The organism is Flagellimonas meishanensis (assembly GCF_019880545.1).
Taxonomy (GTDB): Bacteria; Bacteroidota; Bacteroidia; order Flavobacteriales; family Flavobacteriaceae; genus Flagellimonas; species Flagellimonas meishanensis.
In genome coordinates this window covers 503,783-529,364 of sequence record NZ_JAINVW010000003.1, presented here as the reverse complement: position 1 = coordinate 529,364, position 25,582 = coordinate 503,783, and the positions used below count along the sequence as shown (strand labels likewise).

25 protein-coding genes and 1 pseudogene are annotated in these 25,582 nt (G+C 44.0%); 12 read left to right on the top strand and 14 right to left on the bottom strand.

The genetic code is table 11. The annotated features are described in order from the left end of the window. Nucleotides 1-25 precede the first annotated feature (25 nt). Entirely contained in the window at nucleotides 26-487 is a 462-nt protein-coding gene (locus K7G75_RS10355; protein WP_222984177.1) for a (2Fe-2S)-binding protein, read from the bottom strand. A 167-nt stretch (nucleotides 488-654) separates the two neighbouring features. On the opposite strand from K7G75_RS10355, the gene K7G75_RS10350 reads away from it, so the two are divergent. The 3 genes from K7G75_RS10350 (at nucleotide 655) to K7G75_RS10340 (ending at nucleotide 3,101) form a co-directional block, all read left to right on the top strand. Further along, on the top strand, nucleotides 655-1,743 hold the full coding sequence (locus tag K7G75_RS10350; RefSeq protein ID WP_222984176.1) for a vWA domain-containing protein: 1,089 nt from the start codon (nucleotides 655-657) through the stop codon (nucleotides 1,741-1,743). Nucleotides 1,744-1,811: 68 nt separating this feature from the next. Then, complete coding sequence (locus K7G75_RS10345; protein ID WP_222984175.1) at nucleotides 1,812-2,759, top strand: 3-keto-disaccharide hydrolase; 948 nt, start codon at nucleotides 1,812-1,814, stop codon at nucleotides 2,757-2,759. 174 nt (nucleotides 2,760-2,933) lie between these two features. Then, nucleotides 2,934-3,101, top strand: a complete 168-nt coding sequence (locus tag K7G75_RS10340; RefSeq protein WP_222984174.1) for a hypothetical protein — start codon at nucleotides 2,934-2,936, stop codon at nucleotides 3,099-3,101. Here K7G75_RS10340 and K7G75_RS10335 read toward each other — a convergent pair. From K7G75_RS10335 to K7G75_RS10320, 4 genes are read right to left on the bottom strand one after another with little or no spacing between them, the layout of a single operon-like run. Continuing rightward, nucleotides 3,098-4,549 (bottom strand): M14 family zinc carboxypeptidase, encoded by a 1,452-nt coding sequence (locus tag K7G75_RS10335; protein ID WP_222984173.1) that lies wholly within the window; start codon nucleotides 4,547-4,549, stop codon nucleotides 3,098-3,100. The genes K7G75_RS10340 and K7G75_RS10335 overlap by 4 nt on opposite strands. 4 nt (nucleotides 4,550-4,553) lie before the next feature. After that, complete coding sequence (locus K7G75_RS10330) at nucleotides 4,554-5,213, bottom strand: peptidoglycan recognition protein family protein (RefSeq protein WP_222984172.1); 660 nt, start codon at nucleotides 5,211-5,213, stop codon at nucleotides 4,554-4,556. Continuing rightward, entirely contained in the window at nucleotides 5,210-5,632 is a 423-nt protein-coding gene (locus K7G75_RS10325; RefSeq protein ID WP_262420325.1) for a 3D domain-containing protein, read from the bottom strand. The genes K7G75_RS10330 and K7G75_RS10325 overlap by 4 nt, the downstream gene beginning before the upstream one ends. A gap of 44 nt (nucleotides 5,633-5,676) precedes the next feature. Beyond that, a complete protein-coding gene (locus tag K7G75_RS10320) occupies nucleotides 5,677-6,549 on the bottom strand; it encodes a pirin family protein (protein WP_222984171.1) in 873 nt (290 codons plus the stop codon). A gap of 47 nt (nucleotides 6,550-6,596) precedes the next feature. On the opposite strand from K7G75_RS10320, the pseudogene K7G75_RS10315 reads away from it, so the two are divergent. Further along, nucleotides 6,597-7,931, top strand: a pseudogene (locus K7G75_RS10315) (serine hydrolase domain-containing protein). Between the two features lie 273 nt (nucleotides 7,932-8,204). On the opposite strand, the gene K7G75_RS10310 reads toward K7G75_RS10315, so the two are convergent. Then, a complete protein-coding gene (locus K7G75_RS10310) occupies nucleotides 8,205-9,047 on the bottom strand; it encodes a 1,4-dihydroxy-2-naphthoyl-CoA synthase (protein WP_222984170.1) in 843 nt (280 codons plus the stop codon). Between the two features lie 339 nt (nucleotides 9,048-9,386). Here K7G75_RS10310 and K7G75_RS10305 point away from each other — a divergent pair, with 339 nt between their 5' ends. From K7G75_RS10305 to K7G75_RS10290, 4 genes are all read left to right on the top strand, one after another. Further along, nucleotides 9,387-10,283: a GNAT family N-acetyltransferase gene (locus K7G75_RS10305; RefSeq protein ID WP_222984169.1), complete on the top strand. Its 897-nt coding sequence runs from the start codon at nucleotides 9,387-9,389 to the stop codon at nucleotides 10,281-10,283. Nucleotides 10,284-10,521: 238 nt separating this feature from the next. Beyond that, on the top strand, nucleotides 10,522-11,685 hold the full coding sequence (locus K7G75_RS10300) for a metallophosphoesterase (protein WP_222984168.1): 1,164 nt from the start codon (nucleotides 10,522-10,524) through the stop codon (nucleotides 11,683-11,685). A gap of 73 nt (nucleotides 11,686-11,758) precedes the next feature. After that, on the top strand, nucleotides 11,759-13,444 hold the full coding sequence (locus K7G75_RS10295; RefSeq protein WP_222984167.1) for an N-acyl-D-amino-acid deacylase family protein: 1,686 nt from the start codon (nucleotides 11,759-11,761) through the stop codon (nucleotides 13,442-13,444). A gap of 38 nt (nucleotides 13,445-13,482) precedes the next feature. Continuing rightward, nucleotides 13,483-14,274 (top strand): DUF1963 domain-containing protein, encoded by a 792-nt coding sequence (locus K7G75_RS10290; protein WP_222984166.1) that lies wholly within the window; start codon nucleotides 13,483-13,485, stop codon nucleotides 14,272-14,274. An 8-nt stretch (nucleotides 14,275-14,282) separates the two neighbouring features. On the opposite strand, the gene K7G75_RS10285 is transcribed toward K7G75_RS10290, so the two are convergent. Continuing rightward, nucleotides 14,283-15,518, bottom strand: a complete 1,236-nt coding sequence (locus tag K7G75_RS10285) for a glycosyltransferase (protein ID WP_222984165.1) — start codon at nucleotides 15,516-15,518, stop codon at nucleotides 14,283-14,285. A 3-nt stretch (nucleotides 15,519-15,521) separates the two neighbouring features. Next, complete coding sequence (locus tag K7G75_RS10280) at nucleotides 15,522-17,033, bottom strand: DEAD/DEAH box helicase (RefSeq protein ID WP_222984164.1); 1,512 nt, start codon at nucleotides 17,031-17,033, stop codon at nucleotides 15,522-15,524. A 242-nt stretch (nucleotides 17,034-17,275) separates the two neighbouring features. On the opposite strand from K7G75_RS10280, the gene K7G75_RS10275 reads away from it, so the two are divergent. Continuing rightward, entirely contained in the window at nucleotides 17,276-18,142 is an 867-nt protein-coding gene (locus K7G75_RS10275) for a sigma-70 family RNA polymerase sigma factor (protein WP_222984163.1), read from the top strand. A 421-nt stretch (nucleotides 18,143-18,563) separates the two neighbouring features. Here K7G75_RS10275 and K7G75_RS10270 read toward each other — a convergent pair whose 3' ends face one another. Both K7G75_RS10270 and K7G75_RS10265 read right to left on the bottom strand, forming a co-directional pair. After that, the gene (locus tag K7G75_RS10270) at nucleotides 18,564-18,926 is read right to left on the bottom strand and encodes a hypothetical protein (RefSeq protein ID WP_222984162.1); all 363 of its coding nucleotides are present in this window, start codon (nucleotides 18,924-18,926) and stop codon (nucleotides 18,564-18,566) included. 13 nt (nucleotides 18,927-18,939) lie between these two features. Further along, nucleotides 18,940-19,716, bottom strand: a complete 777-nt coding sequence (locus K7G75_RS10265; RefSeq protein WP_222984161.1) for a hypothetical protein — start codon at nucleotides 19,714-19,716, stop codon at nucleotides 18,940-18,942. A 129-nt stretch (nucleotides 19,717-19,845) separates the two neighbouring features. Here K7G75_RS10265 and K7G75_RS10260 point away from each other — a divergent pair, with 129 nt between their 5' ends. Then, complete coding sequence (locus K7G75_RS10260; protein ID WP_222984160.1) at nucleotides 19,846-21,129, top strand: dipeptidase; 1,284 nt, start codon at nucleotides 19,846-19,848, stop codon at nucleotides 21,127-21,129. Here the strand turns inward: K7G75_RS10260 and K7G75_RS10255 are convergent. Further along, complete coding sequence (locus K7G75_RS10255) at nucleotides 21,126-21,539, bottom strand: acyl-CoA thioesterase (protein ID WP_222984159.1); 414 nt, start codon at nucleotides 21,537-21,539, stop codon at nucleotides 21,126-21,128. The genes K7G75_RS10260 and K7G75_RS10255 overlap by 4 nt on opposite strands. Nucleotides 21,540-21,725: 186 nt before the next feature. Between K7G75_RS10255 and K7G75_RS10250 the strand changes: the two genes are divergently transcribed. Beyond that, nucleotides 21,726-22,580, top strand: a complete 855-nt coding sequence (locus K7G75_RS10250) for a phosphatidylserine decarboxylase (RefSeq protein ID WP_222984158.1) — start codon at nucleotides 21,726-21,728, stop codon at nucleotides 22,578-22,580. Here the strand turns inward: K7G75_RS10250 and K7G75_RS10245 are convergent. Further along, a complete protein-coding gene (locus tag K7G75_RS10245; protein WP_222984157.1) occupies nucleotides 22,577-23,476 on the bottom strand; it encodes a DUF72 domain-containing protein in 900 nt (299 codons plus the stop codon). The genes K7G75_RS10250 and K7G75_RS10245 overlap by 4 nt on opposite strands. Before the next feature lie 8 nt (nucleotides 23,477-23,484). Beyond that, a complete protein-coding gene (locus tag K7G75_RS10240) occupies nucleotides 23,485-24,279 on the bottom strand; it encodes a 3-keto-disaccharide hydrolase (protein WP_222984156.1) in 795 nt (264 codons plus the stop codon). A gap of 174 nt (nucleotides 24,280-24,453) precedes the next feature. Here K7G75_RS10240 and K7G75_RS10235 point away from each other — a divergent pair, with 174 nt between their 5' ends. Then, a complete protein-coding gene (locus K7G75_RS10235; RefSeq protein ID WP_222984155.1) occupies nucleotides 24,454-24,864 on the top strand; it encodes a glyoxalase in 411 nt (136 codons plus the stop codon). Here K7G75_RS10235 and K7G75_RS10230 read toward each other — a convergent pair. After that, the gene (locus K7G75_RS10230) at nucleotides 24,856-25,536 is read right to left on the bottom strand and encodes a DUF2461 domain-containing protein (protein WP_222984154.1); all 681 of its coding nucleotides are present in this window, start codon (nucleotides 25,534-25,536) and stop codon (nucleotides 24,856-24,858) included. The genes K7G75_RS10235 and K7G75_RS10230 overlap by 9 nt on opposite strands. Nucleotides 25,537-25,582 lie beyond the last annotated feature (46 nt).

The window sequence follows — 25,582 nt, the reverse complement described above, 5'->3', positions numbered from 1 at the left end:
GTTGCGAAGGATAATGAAGTGCTCATTATTCCATGTTTTCTGCGGCAATCATCACTGCCTTTTTTATACGGGTATAGGAAGCGCAACGACAGATATTGCCGTGCATGGCATTTTTAACCTCTTCTTCCGAAGGATTGGGGTTTTGGGCCAAAAAAGCGGAAGCGGTCATAATTTGACCAGCTTGACAGTAACCACATTGGGGAACATCCACCTCTTTCCAGGCTTGCTGCACGGGATGGTCCCCGTTTTCGGAAAGCCCTTCAATCGTAGTTATTGACTTACCATCGATTTGGGTCATGGTCATGGAACAACTGCGCATTGCTGTGCCATCCACGTGGATGGTGCATGCACCACACTGTCCAATTCCACACCCATATTTGGTGCCCACAAGGTCCAAATGGTCCCTCAGGACCCACAATACTGGAGTGTCTTCCGAAACATCTACGGTCTTTGAAGCCCCATTTACTTTGATTTGATACGTTGGCATAGGTTTTTGAATTGATTACCTGTTGAAGTTACCAAAATTTGATTGCAATGTGTTTTTTTTAACAAGCACCTACTTTTTTTAACTTTTCTTTAAAACGAATACTGGATGCCTATGTAATTTTCATCAAAATTGAGCGTTGTGCATGAAGAACCTCAAACACTATTGAAATGAAAAACATACGCTTTTTCGGTTTAATCCTTTTTACCCTATCCATAATTTATTCCTGCGGAAATGCTGACGATGATGTCAGCTTCGACATCAACCAAAATGAATTGGGATTGGGCAAGCAACCGGATAAATGTCTCGATTTTGAAGATAATGAACTGCTACTTTCCATTCAGGATGAGTTTACAACACCACCCGGAAAAGTCTCCATCCTTTTTAAGGTTTCGGACCTTTTGGGCAATCCCATCTCCGGATTGACTGCAAATCAGTTCACTATTTATGAACAGGGAAGAAACGATGATTGCTTCAATACCATTTCCTCTTCCGAATCGCAGGCCAGAATATCGCCCAACACCCAAGTTTTTAGCAATACTACGCTGTTGGTGCTGGATTTGAGCAATAGTGTATTGGAAAGTAGTTTGGCGGAACTTAAAATTGCGGCATCCAGCTTTGTGGACAATGTGATGCCCGATCCGGAAACGGAAGCCTTTTCCATGGCCATTTATTGGTTTGATGGTGAGGACGAGCTCCATCTTTTGCAATCAGAATCCTCGTCCACAGTGGCGCTAAAAAATGCGATTGATGGAATTACTGCGGATATCAGCAATGATCCCTCAACGGATTTGTACGGGGCGGTCATAAAATCTACCAATATTGCGGAAGGCTTGATTCAAGAAAGCAATAATGCTTCCCGAATCGGTGCGGCTTCCATAGTCCTTTTTACGGACGGAACAGATCAGGCATCGCGCTATTCGGAAGAGAGTGCCCTAAATGTGGTGACCAAGGCCAACCGAAACATTTCGTACTTTACCATTGGGCTTGGTTCGGAAATTGACGTCGACATATTGGAGGAAATTGGAAAAACAGCCAGTGTTTTTGCCGGGAACAAAGAAGAATTGGAAACAACCTTCAATCAGATTTCGCAACGCATCTCAGAACTGGCCAATAGCTTCTACCTTTTTGAATACTGTACCCCAAAGCGGGATGGCAGCGGCAACAACAATCTTGTAATACAGGTGGTGAACAACAATTTGAGTGGGGCCGTTCAGACCCAGTTCAACGCTTCTGGTTTTACAGGGGGGTGCGAATAGCGATTTTTGGTCTTTCTAAAAAGATGCATATCAATTTTCGTTATATTCAACCTCTAAAAGCCAAAATCATGTTGTCCATAAAAAAATACGTGCAGGTCGCAATTGTTGCGGTGTTGATGCTATCCACTTTCTCTGCTTTTTCACAAAAGGTAAGCCCCATTGAGGGCAGATGGGACCTGGAAATGAAATTCAAGGGCAAAACAGTGCCTTCTTGGCTGGAAATCCGGTATTCGGGCCATGAAACTCTTATTGGACGTTTTGTATTTGCCTTTGGGAGCGCGAGACCGATTGCCGAAGTGAAGCTTATCGGCGAGGGTCAGTTCACTTTCAATATTCCACGTCAATGGGAACCAAAAGGCGGGCATATGATTTTTCACGGTAAGTTGGAGAATGACAGCCTAAAAGGCACCATGATCTACACCGACGGGTCCATTTCGCAATGGACGGGAACCCGTGCCCCTAAATTGGCGTATCCAGAAAATGTGGAATGGGGCAAGCCCATGGATTTGTTCAATGGCAAGGATTTGTCTGGATGGCATGTGGACGGGGAAAAGAACCAATGGGAAGCGCAAGATGGTATTTTGGTAAATCCTGAATCGGGTTCCAATCTGATTACCGACGAAAAATTCCAAGATTTTAAATTGCACATCGAATTCCAATATCCAGAAGGCAGCAATAGTGGCATTTATCTACGGGGTCGCTATGAGGTACAAATTGAGGACAATTATGGATTCACTCCAATGGACATCTATTTTGGAGGCATTTATGGGTTTTTGGAACCGAACGAAAATGCGGCCAAACCTGCCGGGGAATGGCAGACGTATGACATAACCCTGATCGGCAGGCGGGTCACGGTGGTTGCCAACGGCAGGACCGTCATCGATGACCGGACCATTCCTGGCATCACCGGAGGTGCGCTCGACAGCAAGGAAGGTGAGCTAGGCCCCATAATGATTCAAGGGGACCATGGCCCGATCAAATTCAGAAATATTGTTCTGACACCCATCAAATCATAGTTTTTACTAGCTACGGCTATCTTAATTGCCCAAGGATTGAACTCCTTGGGGGTACTTGACCTATATCCCTGAACGGCTCAAGTAGGGTTTTTGGCCCCATATTTGTTTTACATATAACAACAACTAATTACATCCGAATGAACAATCGAAAAATTCACCTCAAAAAAAAATGTTATGGATGTAATAAAGGAAATAATTCAGAAAAGTGCCATAGGACCCTTGTCCAATGGGTATAAAAGTTTGGTGTTATCCCTATTTATCTCAATTGTCTTTACATTGATAATCATGTTTGTCGCCTTGGTCATTTATGGCCCAAGTATGAACATTCAGTTTGGATACTAGCGGTAAATGAGGGCGTTGCCAAATAGTTGCTCCTCGAGCGGTTTGGATAGATCTAACAAAAACCCATTGATCAAAGCATGGGTAAGCCTACCTTCCTTTTTTAAGAAAAAAGTGGGATTGACACCCGGTTGCAGCCCAAATTTTTTCAATTCGAAGTTTTGACCTACCATGTGCATTGGATATTTTGTAAAACCGCCTTTTTTTGGCAAAGGGGCCTTTAGAAAAGCAATTCCATCGCTAAGCATGGTCAAGGTTTTGCCATTTTCCACTTCGTTCACGGAGGCCATGACTGGTGGCACAACAGTATATCCTGAAGCATCAAAGGTCTCGTAACCATAGTATGTGGAAAGATCTCCCTGATCAGCTATCACACTTTTATAGTAAAAATCGTTGTGCCCTTCTTGGTCCACTTCCTGACGATGTATGCCCAGGTCCAAAATATAATCCTTGCCAAGCAAGTTGTAAGTAACATTTGCAATTTTCAGGTCGAAGAGTTGGCGATCGTTATGGGGGATTTTTTCGTAGTCTTCCACAGGAATGTTTTCATAATCCCCTTTTGCAATCGTATACAGCGCAGAAAGAATGGAAACGTAGTTCAACTTGCGTATTTCTTGCTTTTCAACATCATTTGCGTACCCTCCAGATTCAATCAAAATTAAACTGGTGCCCCACTTGGCGATATTATCGCCAAAGGCACGGGGTTCAAAGTGGTCATTGTAGCGCCCTACTTGTCCTGGGGCGTAGTTTTGTATAATGTTGTTCATATAAACAATTACCTTCATGGCCCTGGCACGCACATCATTGATGTCTTTTTCATAGTTGTAGGCGGTTGCCAAATAGGAAATGGTTGCTGGTTTATCCGTCAATTCGGCATTGTAATAGGTGCTTTGGTCGTGTAGATTGAATCCAAAATCGGCTGCCAAACTATCTCGAATACGTTTTAGGGTTTGACCTTCGGGCGATTGCAAACGCAAAGCATCCCGATTGATATCGATGCCCAAGGCGTTTCGCCGTTCATAAACCTCTGCCCCATCCGGATTTAGCATGGGCAAAAAGTGCAACTTCAGTTTGGACAGTATTTCTTCTTTTTCCGATTTATGTTCATCGGAATCCAAAAAACGAAGAATATCAAAAATGGCTTGGGTGGCTGTGGGCTCGTTGCCATGCATTTGCGACCATAAGAAAATATCGATGTCCCCTGAACCTATGCTGATCAGGTGCAGGTCCCTGCCTTCTATGGACTCCCCCACCTTTTTTACTTCAAACTTTGGATTGAACCGATAATCCGCGATCAGGGGTTGTAATTGTTGATGTTTTATACGCCTTTTGTCCAAGCTGGGCTCCTTAAAACTTTCATACCCATCGTAGAGCTGGGTTGTAAAATCGCTTTGAGCGGCCATGGACAACGGAGCCATAAACAAAAGAAGGGCGAAAAGATTTTTTATCATAAGATTACTTTGTGGGAACGGGTTTAAAATTAAGCTTTTTGGTCGCTTTGCGGACTTTGTTCATAAAATCCATGCCGGGATCGGTCTTTTCAGTGCGATAGCCATCATCCACCTCCAACCAAAGGGGGTGATCCTCAAATAGGGTATACTCTTGGTGGCCGATGACGTATTCAATGGGATATTTTGCAGCCAACAATTTCACTAGATGGATGTTGGCCTTCAGTTGTTTTTTGGTGAGCGGCACGCCTTCCGTCCCTCCCACGTTTTCTATGCCGATGGCACAATGGTTCAGTCCGATGGTGTGTCTTGCCATAATGTTTTCCGGCATCAATTGGTAAATGGTTCCGTCTTGGTCCACCAAATAATGTGCAGAAACATTTAAACCACTGACGCTCTCAATATCCGGTCGCCAGTTAGGCAATGTGGGGCGATTGAAGGCTTCAAACGATTTTTTTAGCGACGGGATTGCCGTCCAATGCAAAACAATCATCCGAGGGGTGATTTCTGGGGAATCTTGTTCCAAATTGTAGCGCTGGGACAAATACGCCTTGGTAAGTTCCACCCGTTCATCATTGAAAAGGATGGGTATTTGGACTATCTCCCTTTTTGAAGCACAGGAGATCAAAAGAAGTGTCATAAGAATGAGCAGTATGTTGTGCTTCATTTTGTTTTATTTTCAACAAAGGTAGTATCCTTGGGAATCGCATAACAAATAAACAATTTCTTTTTGCCCCATTGTCTTGCTTTTTTTACATCAACGCCCATGTAGATATCGATGCGGTTTCTCCAACGGTAGTGCATTTTATCCTTCACATAAAAGGTATCGGGAAAGGTATCGATTTTCACCATGGTGTTGTGGGTAAGTCCACGGCGGATTAGATCACGGGAAACCGCAATACTTTTCATGCCCGGTTTTAGGGTATCGCCCCAAGCTGCAACAGAGGGACTGATACTGTCTGTTTGCCAGGCCACCGAGTTGTATGCCGACGCAGTGACCTCGAGCCCTATCCATTCAAAATTATCCACCTTCTTAGGCTGGGCACATGAAACGAAGAGGGCCAACAATAAGTATTCTTTTTTCAAACGGTTATATGCTGGTTGACTCTAAATATACGCAATCCTTAAAATTATCCAGGAAGTGGCACGTAGGTTTCATCCTGCCCCATCATGGGAAACGATTTGTCCCTCCAATCCCTTTTTGCAGTTTCAATCCTTTCCTTGCTGGAAGAAACGAAGTTCCAATAAATGTGCCGCTCTTCAGAAAGCGGTTCACCACCAAAAAGCAGCAAATGAGTATTTGGTTTCAAAATGATCTTACAAGTATCTTCCACCTTGGAGACCAAAATATGGCCCTTTCCGATAACTTCTTCACACGCTTCAATGACGCCATCTACGATACAAATCCCAATTTCCCCACTGAGTTTCCCTGAAATATCCAGACTATATTCCTCGTCGTTTTTCACTTCAACCATGAACAAAGGAGAATGTACCGGAACGGGTGATTTTTTTCCATAGCCCTGCCCTGCGATCAGCGTAAATTCGGCATTTTCATCTTTCCATCGGGGCAATTCTTTGGCCTCGATATGATGGAATTGGGGTTCCATTTCCTCCAAATGCTTGGGCAATGCCACCCAAATTTGATACCCATGGGCGGTAAAGGTGTTTCCATCCCTCAGGTCTTTTGGGGTTCTTTCGGTGTGGGTCACGCCTTTTCCAGCGGTCATCCAATTCACAGAACCTGGGCGGATACGTTGATGGGTGCCCATACTGTCCTCATGGACCAATTCACCTTCCAACATATAGGTCAAGGTAGAGAGGCCAATGTGCGGATGCTGGTCCACATCCATATATTTTGTGGGCCCCAGGGTGGTAGGCCCCATATGATCTATAAAAATAAAAGGGCCTATCATCCGCTTCTTTTTAAAGGGAATAAGCCTTCCGACCAAAAAATCACCGATATCCCGGCTTCGCTCCTCAATGATCAGTCCAATGTTCGACATGTGGTATTTATTTATATTTAAGCATAATTTACAACAAATCTTAGACCATGAAACTTTTCAAACGTATTCTTCTGTTGCTTTTATTGGGCATCGGGGTATTGGCCTACCTCAATTATTCCAAACTCAATATAATTGCTGGCTACGCGGCCAAAAATATGGCCTCCGGAGTATTTGTGGCCGGTCGTTCCGAAGCATCCATCATTCAGAACGACAACAATGTGCCCCTTATAAAATTGGCCGATGTGGAAGTTGACAAGGATCAAAAAGCAGCTTCAGCCTCCGTGTATGGCCTGTTGGAGCGCACTGCGGTACAGCGTGAGGGATTGGGTACGGTTTTGGTAAATAGCGATTACAATGCGGAAAAAGTGATGCCAAAACCAAACAGGGCCAAAGTACAGGATACTATTCCCTACCCTTTCGGACAGGCGGACCCCAGGGACACCATTTTTATGGAAGTGGATATGCTAGGGATTCAAAATGCGCTGGATATGGTATTTGATAATCCAGAAACACAAAAAACGCGAACCGCTCTTATTTTGTATAAAGGATACCTGCTTGCTGAACGTTATGTGAATGGATTTACCCGCGACACCCCAATTTTGGGGTGGTCCATGACCAAAAGCGTGCTTGCCACCTGTTTTGGTATTTTGGAGCATCAGAAAAAATTGGAAATGGACTGGCCGGCGCCCATTGCCGAATGGAAGGATGATGAGCGCAAGAATATCACCTTGAACCACCTGCTTCGCATGCAAAGCGGTCTGGAATGGGATGAGGATTATACCAAAATCTCCGATGTAACCCGCATGCTCTTTCTGGAAAGTGATATGACACAGGCCCAAAAGTAAAAACCCTTAGTTGCCAAACCAACCGAAGTCTGGAACTATTCTTCTGGAACCACGAACCTACTTTCCGGTATTTTAAGGCAGCAATTTCGCAGCCATCAGGAGTATCTCGACTTTCCCTACATATCATTTATTGACAAAATCGGAATGCATTCCATGGTGCTGGAGGCCGACCTGGCAGGAAACTACGTAGGTTCTTCCTATTCTTGGGCCAGTACCCGGGACTGGGCCCGTCTGGGACAGTTGTACTTGAACAGGGGCAACTGGAACGGGGAGCAACTGTTTGATGCTTCATGGGTGGATTACATTATCACACCCACTGAAAATTCCAATGGCAGGTATGGTGCTCACTTTTATCTCAATGCAGGGGGACATTATCCCGATGTTCCCAAAGATTTATACTCATGCAATGGATACCAGGGCCAGCATGTTTTTATCATTCCATCAAAGGACTTGGTGATCGTGCGTACCGGATTGGCTGAAGAACCGGACTTTCAGGCCAACAGATTCTTGTCAGCTATCGTAAAAAGTGTACCGTAAATCGAGAAGAGGTATTGAAAACAACCGTAAACCACAAGAAAATGCCTCTTCACAACAATAATTTCATTTACGGGAACTGGGGTGGTACATTTACATTGTAATTAATTCGAAAAGTAAATTTTTTCATTTTCATATAGTGTTCTCGTAAAAGAGTCTTGACCCAAGTGGCAAGGCTCTTTTTGATTTAGGACCATCCTAAATGTTGACACGAATTACACTAACCATGAACATAGGATTCTACTGATTCCTGCGAATTGTACATTGGTCATTGATTCAGGGAATCCACTGATTCTTTCCAAAATTGGGCTTACGCTTTTCCAAAAAGGCATTTCTCCCTTCCTTTGCCTCTTCGGTCATATAGGCCAACCGTGTGGCCTCTCCCGCGAAGACCTGTTGCCCCACCATGCCATCGTCGGTAAGGTTCATGGCAAACTTGAGCATTTTAATGGAAGTGGGCGATTTTTCCAAGATCTCCTGTGCCCACTGGTAAGCGGTAGCTTCCAGTTCACCATGTGGGACAACTGCATTCACCATGCCCATTTCATAGGCTTCCTGAGCCGAATAGTTCCGGCCCAAAAAGAAGATCTCACGGGCCTTTTTCTGTCCTACCATTTTGGCTAGATAAGCCGAACCATATCCCCCGTCAAAACTGGTGACATCAGCATCGGTCTGTTTAAAAATGGCATGTTCTTTACTAGCCAAGGTCATATCACAGACTACATGAAGGCTATGCCCCCCTCCCACGGCCCAGCCTGGCACCACGGCAATTACCACTTTGGGCATAAAACGGATGAGGCGCTGCACTTCAAGTATGTTCAGCCGGTGGTAGCCATCCTCGCCTACATACCCCTGATGGCCCCTGGCCTTTTGGTCGCCACCACTACAGAAGGCCCATTTGCCATCTTTCGTGGAAGGTCCTTCGCCGGATAACAATACCACGCCGATCGACGTATCCTCCTGCGCATCATAAAAAGCTTTATAGAGTTCGCTCGTGGTTTTGGGCCGAAATGCGTTGCGGACATTTGGGCGATTGAAGGCGATTCGGGCCACACCGTCACATTTTTTATAGGTAATGTCCTCAAATTCCATGGCGGTCTGCCAGTTGGGTGATTTCATGTGCAATAAATTTGTTGTTTACAAAGTAACGGAAATTCCAAATCATTGTCATTTCGGCATTGGCACAGCGAACGTGAGAAATCCAAAAACACCCTTTGGTAACCCCTTACCTCCACAACACCCAGATTTCTCAATCGTCCCGCCCTCAGCCGGGACTCCTATCGAAATGACAATTGATGTTGATAAACAAGACTAACCGAAAGGGAAAAACATGGATTTTAAAGGAAAAATCAACGAACTTCGTTACCTGTGCTGAACTTGGTTCAGTATCGTTGGATATAATTCATTAGAACAGAATTATATCTTAATACGTTATGCATGATTAGAAAATAAACATTGATGGAGCTTATTAAAGTCAACAATACAAACTTTGGGTTTATAAAAGATTTTAAACATGATCAAAAAATAAGAGCGAGTTTCAATAGTTTAACACAAGCCGTCTTTGCCTTCAGTCTAGAAAAGTGGTACCATGATGGTTTCTGGGGTGACTATTATATTCCCTATTCGCTGCTACATAATGACAAGGTTGTATCAAATGTTTCAATTAACAAGATTGAATTTGATATTGAAGGTGAGAGAAAGTCGGGAATTCAAATTGGTACAGTAATGACTGACGAAAAATACAGGAATAGAGGACTTAACAAATACTTGATGGAAAAGATAATGCATGAATGGAAAGATAGGACTGATTTTGTTTATCTCTTCGCGAATGACAGTGTGCTTGATTTTTATCCGAAGTTCAAATTCAAGGTTGTAGAGGAATATCAACACTCGAAAAACGTAGATACACACAGGGCTTCATCAGCCTGGAAAAAACTGAACATGGATGATCCGGCTGATGTCACTTTTTTAATAGGAAGAATTAAAGATTCTAATCCGATAGCAAAGATATCCATGAGAAACAACGTTTCTCTGATTATGTTTTATTGCAATTGGTTTAAGAAAAACAGCATTTATTATATAGAAGAACTTGATGCAATTGCCATCGCAGACTTTCAAAGTGACACTTTGTATCTCAATGATATATTCTCAATTGGTCCAGTGAATATTGATAACGTGATTCATAGCATATCTGATAAAAGTATTCAGCGGGTGATTTTGGGGTTTACTCCTTTGAATGATGAGGGGTTTGAAAAACATTTATTAAAGGGAACAGACACGCTTTTTATGCTAAAAGATAAGGTTGAATTTCTCACAAATAAACACTGGATGTTCCCAGTTTTATCTCACGCTTGAAGAAGTTTATTTATAAATATAAGAAATAACCACTCCCAACAACGTATAAAAATAATTGCTACATTAGGGCTTAAACAAGGGTAGCTGCTATTTTGTTACGTCTGATTTTCCTGCGGAAAATCCTCGCACACGAAACGGCAACTATTCTAATACGAGACCGATAACGAAACCTCCTCTTCCCCGAAATGCCAACAAAAAATAAAGGATTTCTTTTTATTCTTTTTGCTAGCTTTAAATCATGCAAAAAACATTGGTCTTCTTCGCCTTTTTGTTGGGCTCTAGCCTTTATCCTCAAAATCTGGAAATCACAGGAAAGGTTTTTGTTGACACCAATGGCAATGGTGCCCAAGAGGCAAACGAAAAAGGCATTCCCGGTGTGGTGGTCTCGGACCAGGCAGCCACAGCAATCAGTGATGCCACAGGCAGTTTCTGCTTGGTTTCGACCACCGATTTCCCCTACGTTTTCATTTCCAAGCCCAATGGATATGCGGGGAATTTTTTTAAGCCCAAAGCTGCTCAGGTCAGTTTTCCCTTGCAAAAAACCGGGGACCAGAGCCATTTTAGGTTTATCCATGCCTCCGATACGCACGTGGATTCCCTGAATCTTCCCCGTATGCAACGCTTTCGGCAGCTTGTGGACTCCCTGGCCGTGGATTTTGTGGTCATCACCGGCGATTTGATACGGGATGCCCTTCGGGTAAACGAGGAAACGGCCAGCAATTACTATCGCATGTATCGGGAGGCCATTGAAAAAATAAAAGTGCCCGTGTATAGTTCGATGGGCAACCATGAGCTATTTGGCATTGAACGGGACAAGTCGCTGATCAGCCAGGACCATCCGCTGTATGGCAAAAAAATGTACCGCCATTTTCTAGGTCCCAATTATTATTCCTTCAATCATGGTGGGGTCCATTTTGTGGCCATCGACGGGGTGGATTATCAGAACCTCTATTATTTTGGTGGGGTGGACTCGCTTCAACTGCAATGGCTGGAAAAGGACCTACAACCATTGCCGGAGCACACGCCCATAATCACTTTTAACCACATACCCTTTGTTTCCCCCGGTTTTTCGTTCCAAGATTTTGACAGCCATACTTTTTACGGACCCCAATTGTTGGAACAGGATGGGAAACTGGAGCATCGGCATATTGTGTACAATTTTGGAGAAGTAAAAAAACGGATTGGTGACCGGCCCTACCCCCTTGCCCTTTCAGGGCATTACCATGCTGCACAGGAAGGCCAATTTGAGCATTCGGAAACCTTGTTCGCACAGACCTCGGCCATTACCCGACCGGATACCTATGAAAACAACGGTTTCAAGATTCGTTCAGGTTTTACGGTGTATGAAGTCAAGGATGGAAAAATTGTATCCAGAACGTTCATCCCCCTAAACTTTCCATGACCTTTTTGTGGCTTCAGAAAAATGGCCGAACTTAGGTGGAAATCAAAGTAGAAAACCATTGATGACCAACCGTATGAAAACTTTCCACCCTTTCCCATTTTTTCTTTGCTTGATGCTCTTTTTTGGGTGCCAGGAACAGCAGCAATTTGATGTACTCATTAAAAATGGCCATATCGTTGATGGCTCCAACAGCCCATCATTTGTTGGGGATGTCGGCATCAATGCAGACACCATTGTCGCCATCGGAAACCTTAAAAATGCCAAGGGCCATTTGGAAATCGATGCCACTGGCAATGTAGTGGCCCCGGGTTTCATCAATATGCTGAGCTGGGCCGTCGAATCCCTGATTGAGGACGGTCGGTCCATGAGCGATATCAAACAAGGGGTTACGCTCGAGGTTTTTGGGGAAGGATGGTCCATGGGGCCGCTGAACGAAAAAATGAAAAAGGAGGAGCTGGAAAGCCAGGGCGACATTAAATTCGGCATCCCCTGGACCACGCTCGATGAATATCTTGAACATCTGACCGAAAAAGGCATTTCGCCCAATGTGGCCTCTTTTGTGGGCGCAACCACGCTCAGGATACATACGGTGGGCTACGAGGACAGACCCCCTACGGCCCAGGAACTGGACTCCATGAAATTGATGGTGAAACAGGCTATGGAAGATGGTGCTTTAGGTGTTGGTTCCTCACTGATCTATGCGCCCGCCTTTTATTCCTCCACCGAAGAATTGATTGAACTGTGCAAGGTGGCTTCCGAATATAACGGCATGTACATCAGCCATATGCGCAGTGAGGGAGAAAAACTGTTGGAAAGTTTGGATGAGCTCATCGAAATTGCCGATAAGGCCGATATACGGGCTGAAATCTATCATTTGAAGCAAAGTGGCAAAGCCAATTGGGATAAGTTTGATGCCGTGGTGGCCAAGGTGGACTCGGCACGGGCCGCCGGATTGAAGATCACCGCGAACATGTACAACTATGTGGCCGGTGCCACGGGATTGGATGCGTCCATGCCGCCGTGGGTACAGGAAGGCGGGTATGAAAAATGGGCGGAACGCTTGCAAGATCAAGAAATAAGAAAGCAAGTGCTTAAGGAAATGACCACGCCCACTGATGCCTGGGAAAGTCTTATGCAGGCCGCTGGCGACCCGAGTAAGATTTTGCTTGTGGGCTTCAAGAACGATTCCTTAAAATACCTAACTGGTAAAACCTTGAAGGAAGTTGCCGAAATGAGGGGACTTTCACCGGAAGAGACCGCCATGGATTTGGTTATTGAGGATGGCAGCCGCGTAGGGACCATATATTTTTTGATGTCCGAGGAGAATGTGAAAAAACAAATGGCACTGCTTTGGATGAGCTTTGGTTCCGATGGAGGTTCCTTGGCCTCCGAAGGGGTGTTCCTCAAGTCCAACACACACCCCCGGGCGTATGGCAATGTGGCTCGCCTGTTGGGAAAATATGTCCGCGACGAGCAGGTGATTTCGTTGGAGGAGGCCATTCACAAATTGACCAAAATGCCCGCCACCAACCTGAGAATCAAAAAAAGAGGGGAACTGGCCGTTGGTAATTATGCAGATGTTGCCGTTTTTGACCCAAAAACCATTAAAGATCTGGCCACTTTTGAAAACCCACACCAATATGCAACCGGAATGGAACACGTGTTTGTCAATGGCACGCAGGTCTTGGAACATGGTGAGCATACGGGCAAGTTTCCCGGACGGGTGGTGCGCGGACCTGGCTGGAAAGGCGATAAATAACTTGAAAAGAAAATCCTATTTTTTATTGTTCCCAAATCATGAAAAAAGAAGAAATAGCCACCATTTTGGATTCCTTGAGGAAACCAGCCTATCTTCCCCAACTGGTACACAATGAATCGGGGCCGCAATTTTCAGCACATTCAAAATACAACGGATTCCCGTATTTGAGGCATGAAGAAGATTGGCCCTCCTGCCCTATTTGCAATCGGCTGATGCCTCTTATTTTCCAACTCAACCTTTCGGAAATGCCCATTCAAAAAAAAGAAAACCGATTGGTCCAATGTTTCCAGTGTCTCAATTTAAGGGCAGATGGCAGCCGTTGCGAGCTTGAATATCCTAAACTACGGGGTGCTGTTTTACGAAGTTTGGATACGGTTGGTGCTTCGGCGCATATTCCTGTTGATTTTGATCAATTCTTTGAAAGTCATAGCTCCTTCCTGGATATTCTTTGGCAAAAGATGCAAAACGAAGTCGTAATAGCCTCTTGGCAACAAGTGGATGATTACCCCAGCGGCGTGGACTTCAATGAAAAAATGGACTATTTGGCTGACCAAATTGGGGAAACGACCCTGGACTTTATATGGGACAACATTGGTCTGTTGGACGAATGTGGGGACAAAAAATGTATTTCTAGGGACAAGCTATTCGGCTATCCCTGCTGGGACCAAACTGAGGCATATCCCAAAACGGCTGCCGCGATTGACCAATTGCTTTTTCAATATAATGGCATTCTAACTTCGAAGATAGCCACGGTAACTTTCCCTAATGGTGAAACTGGCAAGCTGTTTCAGGACAGGGAATCAAATCAATTTTCATTTGTAGTGGGATAACAACTTGGTCACTTTCTATTTTTTTCCTCAATCCACTTGCCCATAAACTTGGTACTGGCCAAGGTCTGGTGCTGTAACAAGGCCCCAACATAATTTTCAGAACGATGTTGCGTCAGGTTTTGTTGGAACCACTCAAGTTTGACCTTTAACTGAGGGAGCCACTTGGTTTTTGAGTATCCCTGGTTGATCAACTCAACTCCGCGTTGTTGAGCTTTGCTCCAAAGGATTTGGTCGTTGTGGAGCGCTAGGGCAGAATTGATAAATTCTTCATCGCTATGGGCAATGCTTCCAGGCCATTTCGATCCGGACAGCATACCTTCCGCGCCAACAGTTGTGGTAACGCTTGGGGTGCCATTTTGCATGGCTTGAACCAATTTTCCTTTGATCCCTGCACCAAAGCGTAGCGGTGCTAGGCACACGCGGGAATTGGCTATTTGTTTGTCCAGGTCTTCCACCCAGCCCAAGACCAGAAACCCTTCCGAAGGATTGTGCATTTCCTGTATTTGTTGTGGCAAATATGCCCCAAAAACTTGCAGGCTTGCGTTGGGCAATTTTTTTCGAAGTAAAGGCCACACCGATTTTTTCAGATACATAACGGAGTGGACATTTGGCTCGTGCCTGCCATTGCCATAGGTAATAAAGCCTTCCCGTTGCTCAAAGGGCGGCCATGATTTGACCTTTTCTTCATCAATCCCATTCAGCAGAAAAGGCAAATGCATCAGGATTTCCTGGGGCAGTTTCAATCTTTTATGGAGCAATTCCATCTCAAAAGTGGATGTCAATAGCGAGAGGTCGCTCCGATAGATGCTGGCCACTTCTCGTTTTGTCATATCCCCATCCAGCCAATCCTTCACGGTGAACACCTCTCCTTTTCGATGACAGACTTCCCTATGTTTTCTAAGGGAATGCAAATCCTCGGTATTCAGTATGCGGATGGCGTTCGGTGCATGTGCTGCAACACGCCAACCAAATTGTTCCTCGACCATAAAACGGTCAAAAACCACAATATCGGGTTTCAATTCTGCCACAAAAGCATCAAAACTTACATGGTTTAGTTTGATCGCAGCTGTTTTTATGCCCAGGCTTTCCAGATTATGGCTATGTGCTGTTTTTGTAGCTGTGGATGCAAAAGTGAGATGGTAACCAAAACCCTTGAAAGCAAAAAGTAGTTGTAGCATGCGCTGGCCCGCCGCCGTGGTGCTGGGTTCGGGCCAAACAAAGCCGATGAACAATGCTTTCTTCATGGGCTACATCATTGCGGCGAACTTTTTGGATATGCTTGACCTCAATTTCCTTTCATAATCCTCCTCGAGCCACTCTTTGTAGTTTTTGGTGTTGTTCATAATGCAGTAGGAATATTGCTTCACGCGGTACGCAATCTCTTCCTTGAGTTCCTTGGCCAGAATACGCGCATCAAAAACGTCCTCACTGTTCTCCACACAGATCTGGGCATGCTGCTCAATGCTGAGTTCCAGTACTTCTTTTGATTTTCTACCCTGGGCAAAGACTTTTTTGTATTCTTCCTTGATGTCGAAGGTTATTTTATCGGACTTACTGAACTTGGCCTTCAGTTCTTCCGGCATCTCGTAGACAAAATCCCGTTCTATGTCCTCATCGTTTTTGATGTTTTCCAAATAGAAATCCGGAAAATGGAAAATTTCCTGCCAATCCACCGGTGCGTCCCACGGACCGAAGCGGGCAATGTTGTTCCCCAAATCTATGACATTGAACTCCTTTTTGTTGGGAAGTACGCGCGAACCTCTTCCTATCATTTGAAAGTATAGGGTAAGCGACCGTGTGGCCCTGTTCAGGATGATGGATTCCACGGTAGGCTCATCAAAGCCGGTGGTCAAGATACTCACGGAGGTCAATATGGCATCGGGAGTTTTGGCGAACCAGTCCAAGATGTCCCGCCTCTCGGTGGCATTGTTCTTGTTGTCCAAATGGCGGACGTTGTATCCTGCTTTTTTAAAGGTTTCATACACGTAGAGCGAGGTGTTGATGCCATTGTTGAAGATCAAGGTTTTAGTCCCCTTGGCAATTTCCTCATAAGCGGACAGCAATTTGCCCAACATGCTATGATTTCCATAGAATTCGTCCGACGACTTTACGGTATAGTCCCCATGAATGCCCAATTTTAAGGTTTTGAGACTGACATCGTAGTTGTACAGTTTGGCCTTGGACAAAAAGTCCTTTTGAATCAAGGATTTTATGGACTCCCCTACAATGAGATGCTTGTAGTGGTCCTTCATGGGCAGTTTGATGTTGGAACTCAGCGGGGTGGCCGTTACGCCAAGGATGGTGGAATCATCAAAATATTTGAACAGCTTGCGGAACGAATTGTAGTGGGCCTCATCAATGATCACCAAACCAATGTTGTTTATTGCCACTTTTTCCTCTTGAAGTCGATTGTTCAGCGTTTCCACCATGGCCACAAAGCACATATAATCGTCTTGGTCGTACAGTTCCTTCACATCACTGTTGATAATCTTGTTGCTTACCCCAAAACCGCGCAACATTTTGGAGGTCTGCTTGCTTAGCTCAATTCGGTGGGTAAGGACCATCACTTTCTTCCCAGTCTGTTTGATGTATCGTCTGGTTATTTCGGAAAAAATCACTGTTTTGCCACCTCCCGTGGGCAATTGGTACAAAATATTGGTACCCTCGGGCAGTTTGTTGATGTGCTCAAAGATTTTTCTAAGATCTTCTTGCTGATAGTTGTACAGTGTTTTTTTATTGTCCGCTTTTTGTACCTCCAATGGAAAAGTGGTTTTTGGGTCCGTAATTTTAAAACCCTACAAAATTATAAGATTTTTGGGCGACAGGGCACTGCTTTTATGGCAATTCTTTCAAGATACTATCAACATATGTCTTAGGTACTGATTCACATGGATATAGCCGCCTGCTCATAAGATTTTGATAAGAATAACATTTCTTACTTGGAAATTTAGCTTTTATGCATTATTATGTAAGCTATAATCACTTTTAACCAAATGTATATATGAGGCAGTTAAAAATCATCAAGCAAGTAACCAACCGGGAGTCAAAATCCTTGGATAAGTATCTTCAAGATATCAGTAAGATTGATTTGATCACTGCCCAGGAAGAAGTGGAACTGGCGCAACGGATCAGGGCCGGTGACCAAGCTGCCCTTGAGAAATTGACCAATGCAAACCTACGGTTTGTGGTTTCTGTGGCCAAGCAATATCAAAACCAGGGATTAAAGTTGCCCGATCTTATCAATGAGGGGAATGTAGGTTTGGTAAAGGCGGCCAAACGGTTTGATGAGACCCGGGGATTCAAGTTTATCTCCTATGCCGTTTGGTGGATTCGACAATCCATACTGCAGGCTTTGGCGGAACAATCGCGTGTGGTTCGGCTTCCTTTGAACAAAATTGGTTCCATCAATAAGATCAAAAAAACATTTTCATACCTGGAGCAGGCCCATGAAAGGCCTCCTTCAGCGGAGGAAATTGCAAAGGAACTGGACATGACCGTCACGGAGGTAAAACAGTCGTTAAAAAATACCGGAAGGCACGTATCCATGGATGCACCCTTGAAAGAAGGCGAGACCTCCAGTTTGTATGATGTACTGAATACCGGGGATTCCCCTAAACCTGACCGCGGGCTCATGCATCAATCCCTGAACACGGAAATCAACCGGGCCTTGGAGACACTTTCTCCCCGAGAGGCTGATGTGGTTCGGCTATACTATGGCATAGGTGACCAACAATCCATGACCCTGGAAGAGATTGGCAGCACATTTGATCTGACCCGTGAAAGGGTACGGCAAATCAGGGAAAAGGCCATACGGAAGCTCAGACATACCTCCAAGAGCAAGATTCTTAAGTCCTATTTGGGACAATAACTGACCTAAATAAAAAAGGGGAACCAATTTTGGTTCCCCTTTTAAATGATAAATCACTTTAAACTCTCATAAGTTATTCAGCTGGTTGATCTCAAAATCAGCTAGAATATCGTTCAGATCCTGAATAAAATTTAAATAGGACGTGTTTTCGTGGTTCCTGTTCTTCATGGGGCAAAATTTGGGGATGGCCTATAGGTAATCCAATTCGGCCAATTGGTTCAAACTTAGTATCTCGTTGAGTTCCTGCAAAAAGGAAAGATATTCTTCTCCGTAGGTGTCGTATAACATGGTGCGGTATGATTTTAGGGTCTATCTTATTAACGTAAACCTATCTTAAACATTATGGCTTTCCAATAAATTGTGGTGAAAACTTGGATAAAAGTTGTGAAACGCGGAAATTAAGAATTGATCGCTCCATGATCTAAAGGTCTGTGTTGAAGATTTCCAAGGTGACCTCAAAATCCATGTTCAGGTCTTTGTCAACCTTTGTGGGCCTTATATTAAATTCATCGTAGAGAAAGCAAAGACTCATGGGCAGTCTTTTGGTTTCATTTTTGGGAATTATCCCCATTTTTTCATAGAAGGCAGCTTTCACCTTCAACGCCTTTTTTCTTACCTCTGGGTGTTCCGAAGCGCAAAGCAACTCCAATAGCGGTAGTTCCTTCACGTCCCCTATTTCAAGGATCTCATCCAGAAGCAAAAGCTTACAGTCTATATCAGCGGCGTGTTCAAACAACTGATGAAAGATACTCTGGTGGTACTTTGGCAAGTCATTATCTTTCATGGTGTTTTGGGTCTTACATGGTTTTCAGGGCATTTAATTCGGAATCTACCTGTGCCTCTACCCTCGGGAACTCTTCAAGAAATTGATCATAGAGAAAGCCCAAATAGGTTAGATCCATATCCGTTTTGGACACATGGTCCATTTCTGATACGATTTGTGTCAGTCCATTTATCCTCATCATTTTTAGGGTTGGCAGTATCCTTTGGCAAGCGGTGCGCATTTCCTTGAAGTTTTCCATATCAAGATTGACTTTGGCACAGCCAATAAATTCCAGGATGTTGTGCTTGTAGCGTTTTATAAGTTCCTCGAGAAGTTCCATCTGGCCCATACATTCCTCCAACACCAATTTTAGGTTTATGGTGTCGGAAACAAAGCTTGATTCTGCCGTCATTTGGGTTGAACGCCCCCCGCTTTTGTTTTCCAGGAAGCGACTTTCGATTCCCAGGGCAAGGGATTTCATGGCCTCGGTTATCTTCTTTTGCTCTGCGTTAAGCCCAGTTTTCTCAAGCGATCCAATCAAGGAAACCAATGCTTCTCGGTCTTTGGATACGATTCCATCCGGGAGTGTCGGTGGTTGTTGACGGGATGGTTCTATGCCCATAGTATCGAACATATGCTCCAATTGGTTCATTTCATCCGCCCCGAAGACTTTTTCCTCAAGGCCATTTCGAAAAATTTCAAAAGATCTTTTCAATTCCCCGGCTTCAACAATGCCCAGTTCCTCATAGGAAAAATTGCTCAATCCAATTTCCAGTTTTTCCAAATACCTTAGTAAATCCCTTGTTCTCAATTTGTATGGAGTTATGTCTGTTGTAATCCATTAAAAATCTTGATTTAAGGCAACCCACCCAATTAATTGTTCCATAGCGCGCTTATTTTGTTGTCAAATTGCTTTATTTGTAGGTTTAAATATTGGCCAATGAAACAAGTATACCTGTGGTGCGCATTGACATTGTTGTTTTCGTGTGCCGATAAGAACCAAACCAAAATGGAAACCGTGGAAGAAAAAGCCAAAAGGATACATGAACAGGTGATTACTGTGGACACTCATGTGGACATCAATGTGAAGAACTTCACCGACAGTATCAACTATTCGCAAAAGTTGAACACCCAGGTAGATCTTCCCAAGATGAAAGAAGGCGGGCTGGATGTGGCCTGGTTCATTGTATATACAGGACAGGATTCGCTTACCGCTGAAGGCTATGCAAAAGCTTCTGAGAATGCCTTGGCCAAGTTTGATGCCATACATAAACTCTGCAGCACCTTCGCTTCCGGGGAAATTGGTCTGGCCCTTACCTCCGACGATGTTCGAAGAATCTCCAAAGCTGGCAAGAAAGTGGCCATGATCGGGGTAGAAAATGCATATCCCATTGGCGAGGACCTTTCCAAGTTTGAGGAATACCACAGATTGGGGGCCCGCTATATCTCCCTGTCCCATAATGGCCATAGTCAATTTTGCGATTCGCATACTGGTGAGAAAGATGGAATTTGGTTGCACAATGGTTTAAGTGAACTTGGACAAGAAGCTGTAAAAGAGATGAATAGACTTGGTATTATGATTGATGTATCCCATCCATCAAAAGAATCCATGAAACAAATGGTGGCCCTTTCCAAAGCGCCAATAATTGCCTCACATTCATCCGCCCGGGCCTTATGCAACCATAGCAGAAACTTGGATGATGAGCAATTGAGATTGATAAAGGAAAATGGAGGTGTAGTACAAACCGTCGCCTTTAATGCCTATTTGAACACAGAAAAGCAAGAAGCGCGAGCGGCTTATATGAAGGGCATCTATGAAAAAGTAGCTTCTTCGTTGGGGATCAATTGGTTTGAGCGCTCAGAATTTTTCTCTTTGACCGCGGAACAGCAAGAGGAATACATGGAAAATTACCCTAAAGTGACCAAGCGGGCGAACGAGTTGGCTTCGATGGACCCGGATGCACCTCCCGCTGTGGACGTTTCTGATTTAGTGGACCATATTGATTATATGGTTGACCTGATTGGCATAGATCACGTGGGGATTAGTTCCGATTTTGATGGCGGTGGCGGCATTGCCGGCTGGTCCGATGCTTCGGAGACCTTTAATGTTACCTTGGAATTGGTAAAAAGAGGTTATACTGAGGAAGAAATAACCAAGCTATGGGGCGGCAACCTGCTGCGGGTACTGGACGAAGTCCAGGCTATAGCAGCAGGACCCCATTAAGATTTTCCCTTTTCCTCCTCTTTTTTGGCCAAGCGGTCCTTTACATACTCAATTTTGGTCTTACCATGTGGAGAAGGGTTTCCCTTTTCATCCAAATTGACCATGATGATATTATCAACCGTAACGATACTTTCATGCGTCATTTTGTTACGGACTTCACAGTTCAAGGAAATGGAAGTGTGGCCAAACTTGATGACATCAATACCTATTTCCACAATGTCCCCTTCCACCGCTGTGCTCATAAAGTTGATTTCGGAGATGTATTTGGTCACCACCTTTTTGCTCTCCAATTGAATGATGCTGTAAAGAGCAGCTTCTTCATCAATCCAGGACAAAAGCTTTCCTCCAAACAAGGTGCCGTTTGCATTAAGATCTTCGGGCTTTACCCATTTTCTGGTATGGAATCGCATAAACGAAAAATTTGGGTTTTCAAGCAAAATTAAGCCATGAAAGCCTTGCTATCCCTCCTTTCATCATTTTAACAGAAAGATTTCAATTTTTACAAAATATGTTAATCATTAAATAAACTTTTCTTAATTCCGAGGGGTGAAAAAAATAATCCCAATAAATTTCTGTATCAAACAAAACGAACCATCATGACAAAATCGATTACGGAGTACTATTCGGACCCCGGCTTCACCGTTTTTAAAGTGCCCACCTGGAGGGCCAAATTCTATACCTTCCTGTCCGTGGAAATTTGGGGCAATATTCCAAGCCATCTTCAACGCAGGTTATCTTCTTGGTACAGTTCCATTTATGACAAATCGTTTTCAAAGCGGATCATCAAGCCTTACATACGGCTTAATTATTCTGATAAAGATTACTTGGATAAGTTTAAACCGCCCCATGGGAAAAGCTCGTTTGAAAGCTTCCAAGATTTTTTTATCCGTGAGTTCAGGGAACTTCCTAAATACGAAAGTCCCTTTGTTTGGCCTTGTGAGGGGCTTCTTTGTGATGAGCAAAAGGTGGGGCAGTTGAATTTGGTAAGGGTAAAATGCGACGTGCTCTCCGTAGCTACGGTGTTTGGTTTAAGCGACCGCGAAATTCCTGAAGAATATACCTTTACCAATGTTTTTTTGCACAACAAGAACTACCACCGCATACACGCACCCATAGATGGGACCATTACCCGAATACAGCATGTGCCCGGTGATTTGGTGGTACTCCGTCCCTGGATCTATAAAGAAACGCCCTCCCTGCCCGCTTTTAGGAATGAGCGTTATAATATTGACATTACGGACGACAATGACAAAGTATGGCATTTGTCCATTGTCGGTGGCCCAGCGGTGGGCACCATAGAGCTTGCCCAAGGAATTGCGCTAGGCGAACCAGTGAAAAAGCTTCAGGAACTTTCCCTCTTTTATTTGGGATCCACCTGCTGTATGGCGGCACCTATTTCCCCTAGATATCACATGCAGAACACTTTTGTGGAGGTTGGGATGCCGTACTAGAAAAGTTTTTGTGGGTCGGGTGTCTGCAAGGTCCTTGGGATTTTCAAATTAGTACCCAGTCGCTTGTTTAGCTTTTCTATGAAATAGGCGGACAGTAATGGGGATTCCAATTCCATGTTCTGGTGAACAAAAAAATGTATGTTCCCCAACCCTTTGCCTTGCCAAGCGGTCAGGCGACCCACCCAATCGTCCAGGCGGGGATAGTCGGATTTATGGTTGGCCCCCACGTAGCGGACAAATGCTTCATTATTGGTCAAACGCATGTGCATAAGATCCCTACGCCCTGCCGTGTCCACCAAAGCATTGGCAATACCATGCGTTTCCAACAGGTGATATAGCTCTTGGGCCACTTTTTCATCATTGAACCAATCCGTGTGCCTAAATTCCATGGCCAATGGAAACTCCTTGGGCCAATATTCCGCAAAACGCACTACCCTATCCCAGTTTTTGGGATTAAAATTGTTGTGCATCTGCAAAAAAATAGTGCCCAACTTTTCCTTAAGAAGGGAGGTGACTTCCAAATAGCGGTCCACGGTTTGGTACACCTGATCATTCAAGCGTCGCAGATGGCTGACCTCGTTGGTCATTTTTGGAAAAAACTTGAACCCATCGGGAGTCTTGTCATACCACTTTTGGTATTGCTCGGACGGGAAAATGCGGTAAAAAGTAGCGTTGAGTTCAATGCTATTGAATTGGGAGGCGTAATAAACCAATTCATCCTTGGTGCCCCTGGGATAAAAATTCTTCAAATCCTGACGGTTCCATTTGGCACAACCAACATAAACCTTGTTTTCTGGCCCAGTTTTGTTTTTAGCCAGCACCACTGAAGTTTCCGGATGGTCGGGGGGAATGGTGAAATCTATAAGCTCTGGATGGTCTACTTTTCCGAATTTCATAAATCTTTTTATAACGAATTCTCCGAAACGATCGGTTGTGTTTTAAGAGGTCTGATTTTTATGTTCCTGAACCAAGCTTCAAAATACCAATCTTGTAAGGCAATTTTACCCTTTACCGCTTGTCCAAACCCTTCACGGTCCTTAAAACCGGAATCGGATATCATTTTTTTCCATTCCTTGGAGTTAAAATCAGTTAAGGCGGTCATCGTTCCATTCAAATAGAATTCAACCTTGCCGTTGTTCTGTATTATTTTGGTTTGGTTCCATTGTCCCTTGGTTTTTGTGACAGCTTCATTAAGCTGAGGCAAAAAGCCATAAAGGCATCCCGTTTTTTTTGTTTCAACCCGGTAATCCATGTGCTCGGGATCAAGTATTTGATATTCGGGACCTGTTTGCCAAGCTGCTGAAAATTTTGGGGCCTCCTGAACGTTGATAAAAACTCCACTATTTCCTCGACCTGAAATCCGCCACTCCAGTGCAAGTTCATAATTCTCAAAGCTTTCATTGGTGACCAAATCGCCATGTGCAAGGCCCTCTTCCTTGGCAGCACAGTAAAGCGTTCCATTTTCAACCTTCCAAACAGAAGCAGCGCCTGGATTGTTAAATAGATGCCATCCGTTTAGGGTCTTGCCATCAAAAAGCAATTCCCAGCCTAGTTCCCGTTCGACATCCAAAAGGGTATTGTGGGTGGCATTTTTTTCGGCCTCTTTCTTGGTATGCCAATTAACCGAATCCTTTTTGTCCTTTTTACAGCTAATTGAACACAAAACAAGTATGAGACAACAGTAGATTTTAGCTTTCATCAATGGTTGATGGTTTCGAATTCATTCCCACTAAAAATACTCAAATTATTAGGATGTATTTCTCGTCGTAACCAGGATGAAGTCCACACGCCTGTTCATAACATCGTGGAAAACTATCAAATTTGTTGAAATCCCCCTTTCCCTGTTTGCTTAATTTTATTAAAACTTTCAATCATGGATTCACGATCCAAGAGTCTTTTGGACCTTCGTCCGGAAGTGAAACAAGCTCTGCTCCACAATGACATGAGTTTGGACGAGCGATTTCAGAACCAAACCCTTCGACCCGTCATCAAACTGCAAAATGAACTGCTCATCGAGGCCTTCAAAAATTACATCAATAAACACAAGGGGTATTTTTATGAGCTGTCCCTAGAGAAAAAGCTGGCATATATAGAACACGCCATCCAAAAGGACATCAAGTTTAGGAACTCTTTGAAGGGAATGATCATAGGGCAATTTGCCATTGAAGAATATCGAACTTACATCCAGAACAGTTCAGCCCTAAACAAGCGTATGATGAACATGGTGATCGAACGATTGAAAGATCATGTACAACTATTGGACGACAGGGCCATTTTAGTTTAAAAGGGACTCCCCGTTCAAATTGGTGGTCAATATCTCGCTCATCAGGTCGAAATAAGGCCGTATTGCCTTGAAAGAGCTGTCAACCTCTTGTAGAAAATCGGCAGCGAAAACTTCCTTATCGGAGAAATTGCGCACAAAAATGAACTGCTTTTTTCGAATAAGGTCTATGTTTTTGTGCGTTTTGTCAAAACCCTTTGGGGCCGTTTTGACCTCCTCGCCCTGAAGTTCGCCCCAATATTTCTTCAGTTCCGGCTGTTGGATAACGGATTCAAATTCAGAGGCGTCCATTTCCAATTCTTTTCGGATTCTGAACAAGTCCTCCTTGTTCGGTTCCCAAAAACCTGCGGCCATGAAACTTCCCCCAGGGGTAAAATGCAGGTAATATCCACCACGCAAATGCGCACCCAGTCTTGAAAACGATGCGGCCAAATGGGTTTTATAGGGCGTTTTATCCTTTGAAAAGCGAACATCCCTATAAATGCGGAACATCTTCATTTTTTCAATATCGTCATGTTGGCCCAAACGATTCTTGACCGTTTCAAAAAAGGACTTCACCGCTTTTTGATGTTTTTTGAAGGCGTCCTTGTTATTTTCAAACCAATCCTTATTGTTGTTTTGACCTAAATCCTTTAAAAAATCGAAAGTGGCTTTGGAAATTGTTATATGGTCCACAATACTTCTGTTGATGTGTTATTTTTAAGCTAAAGTTAGTCATTTA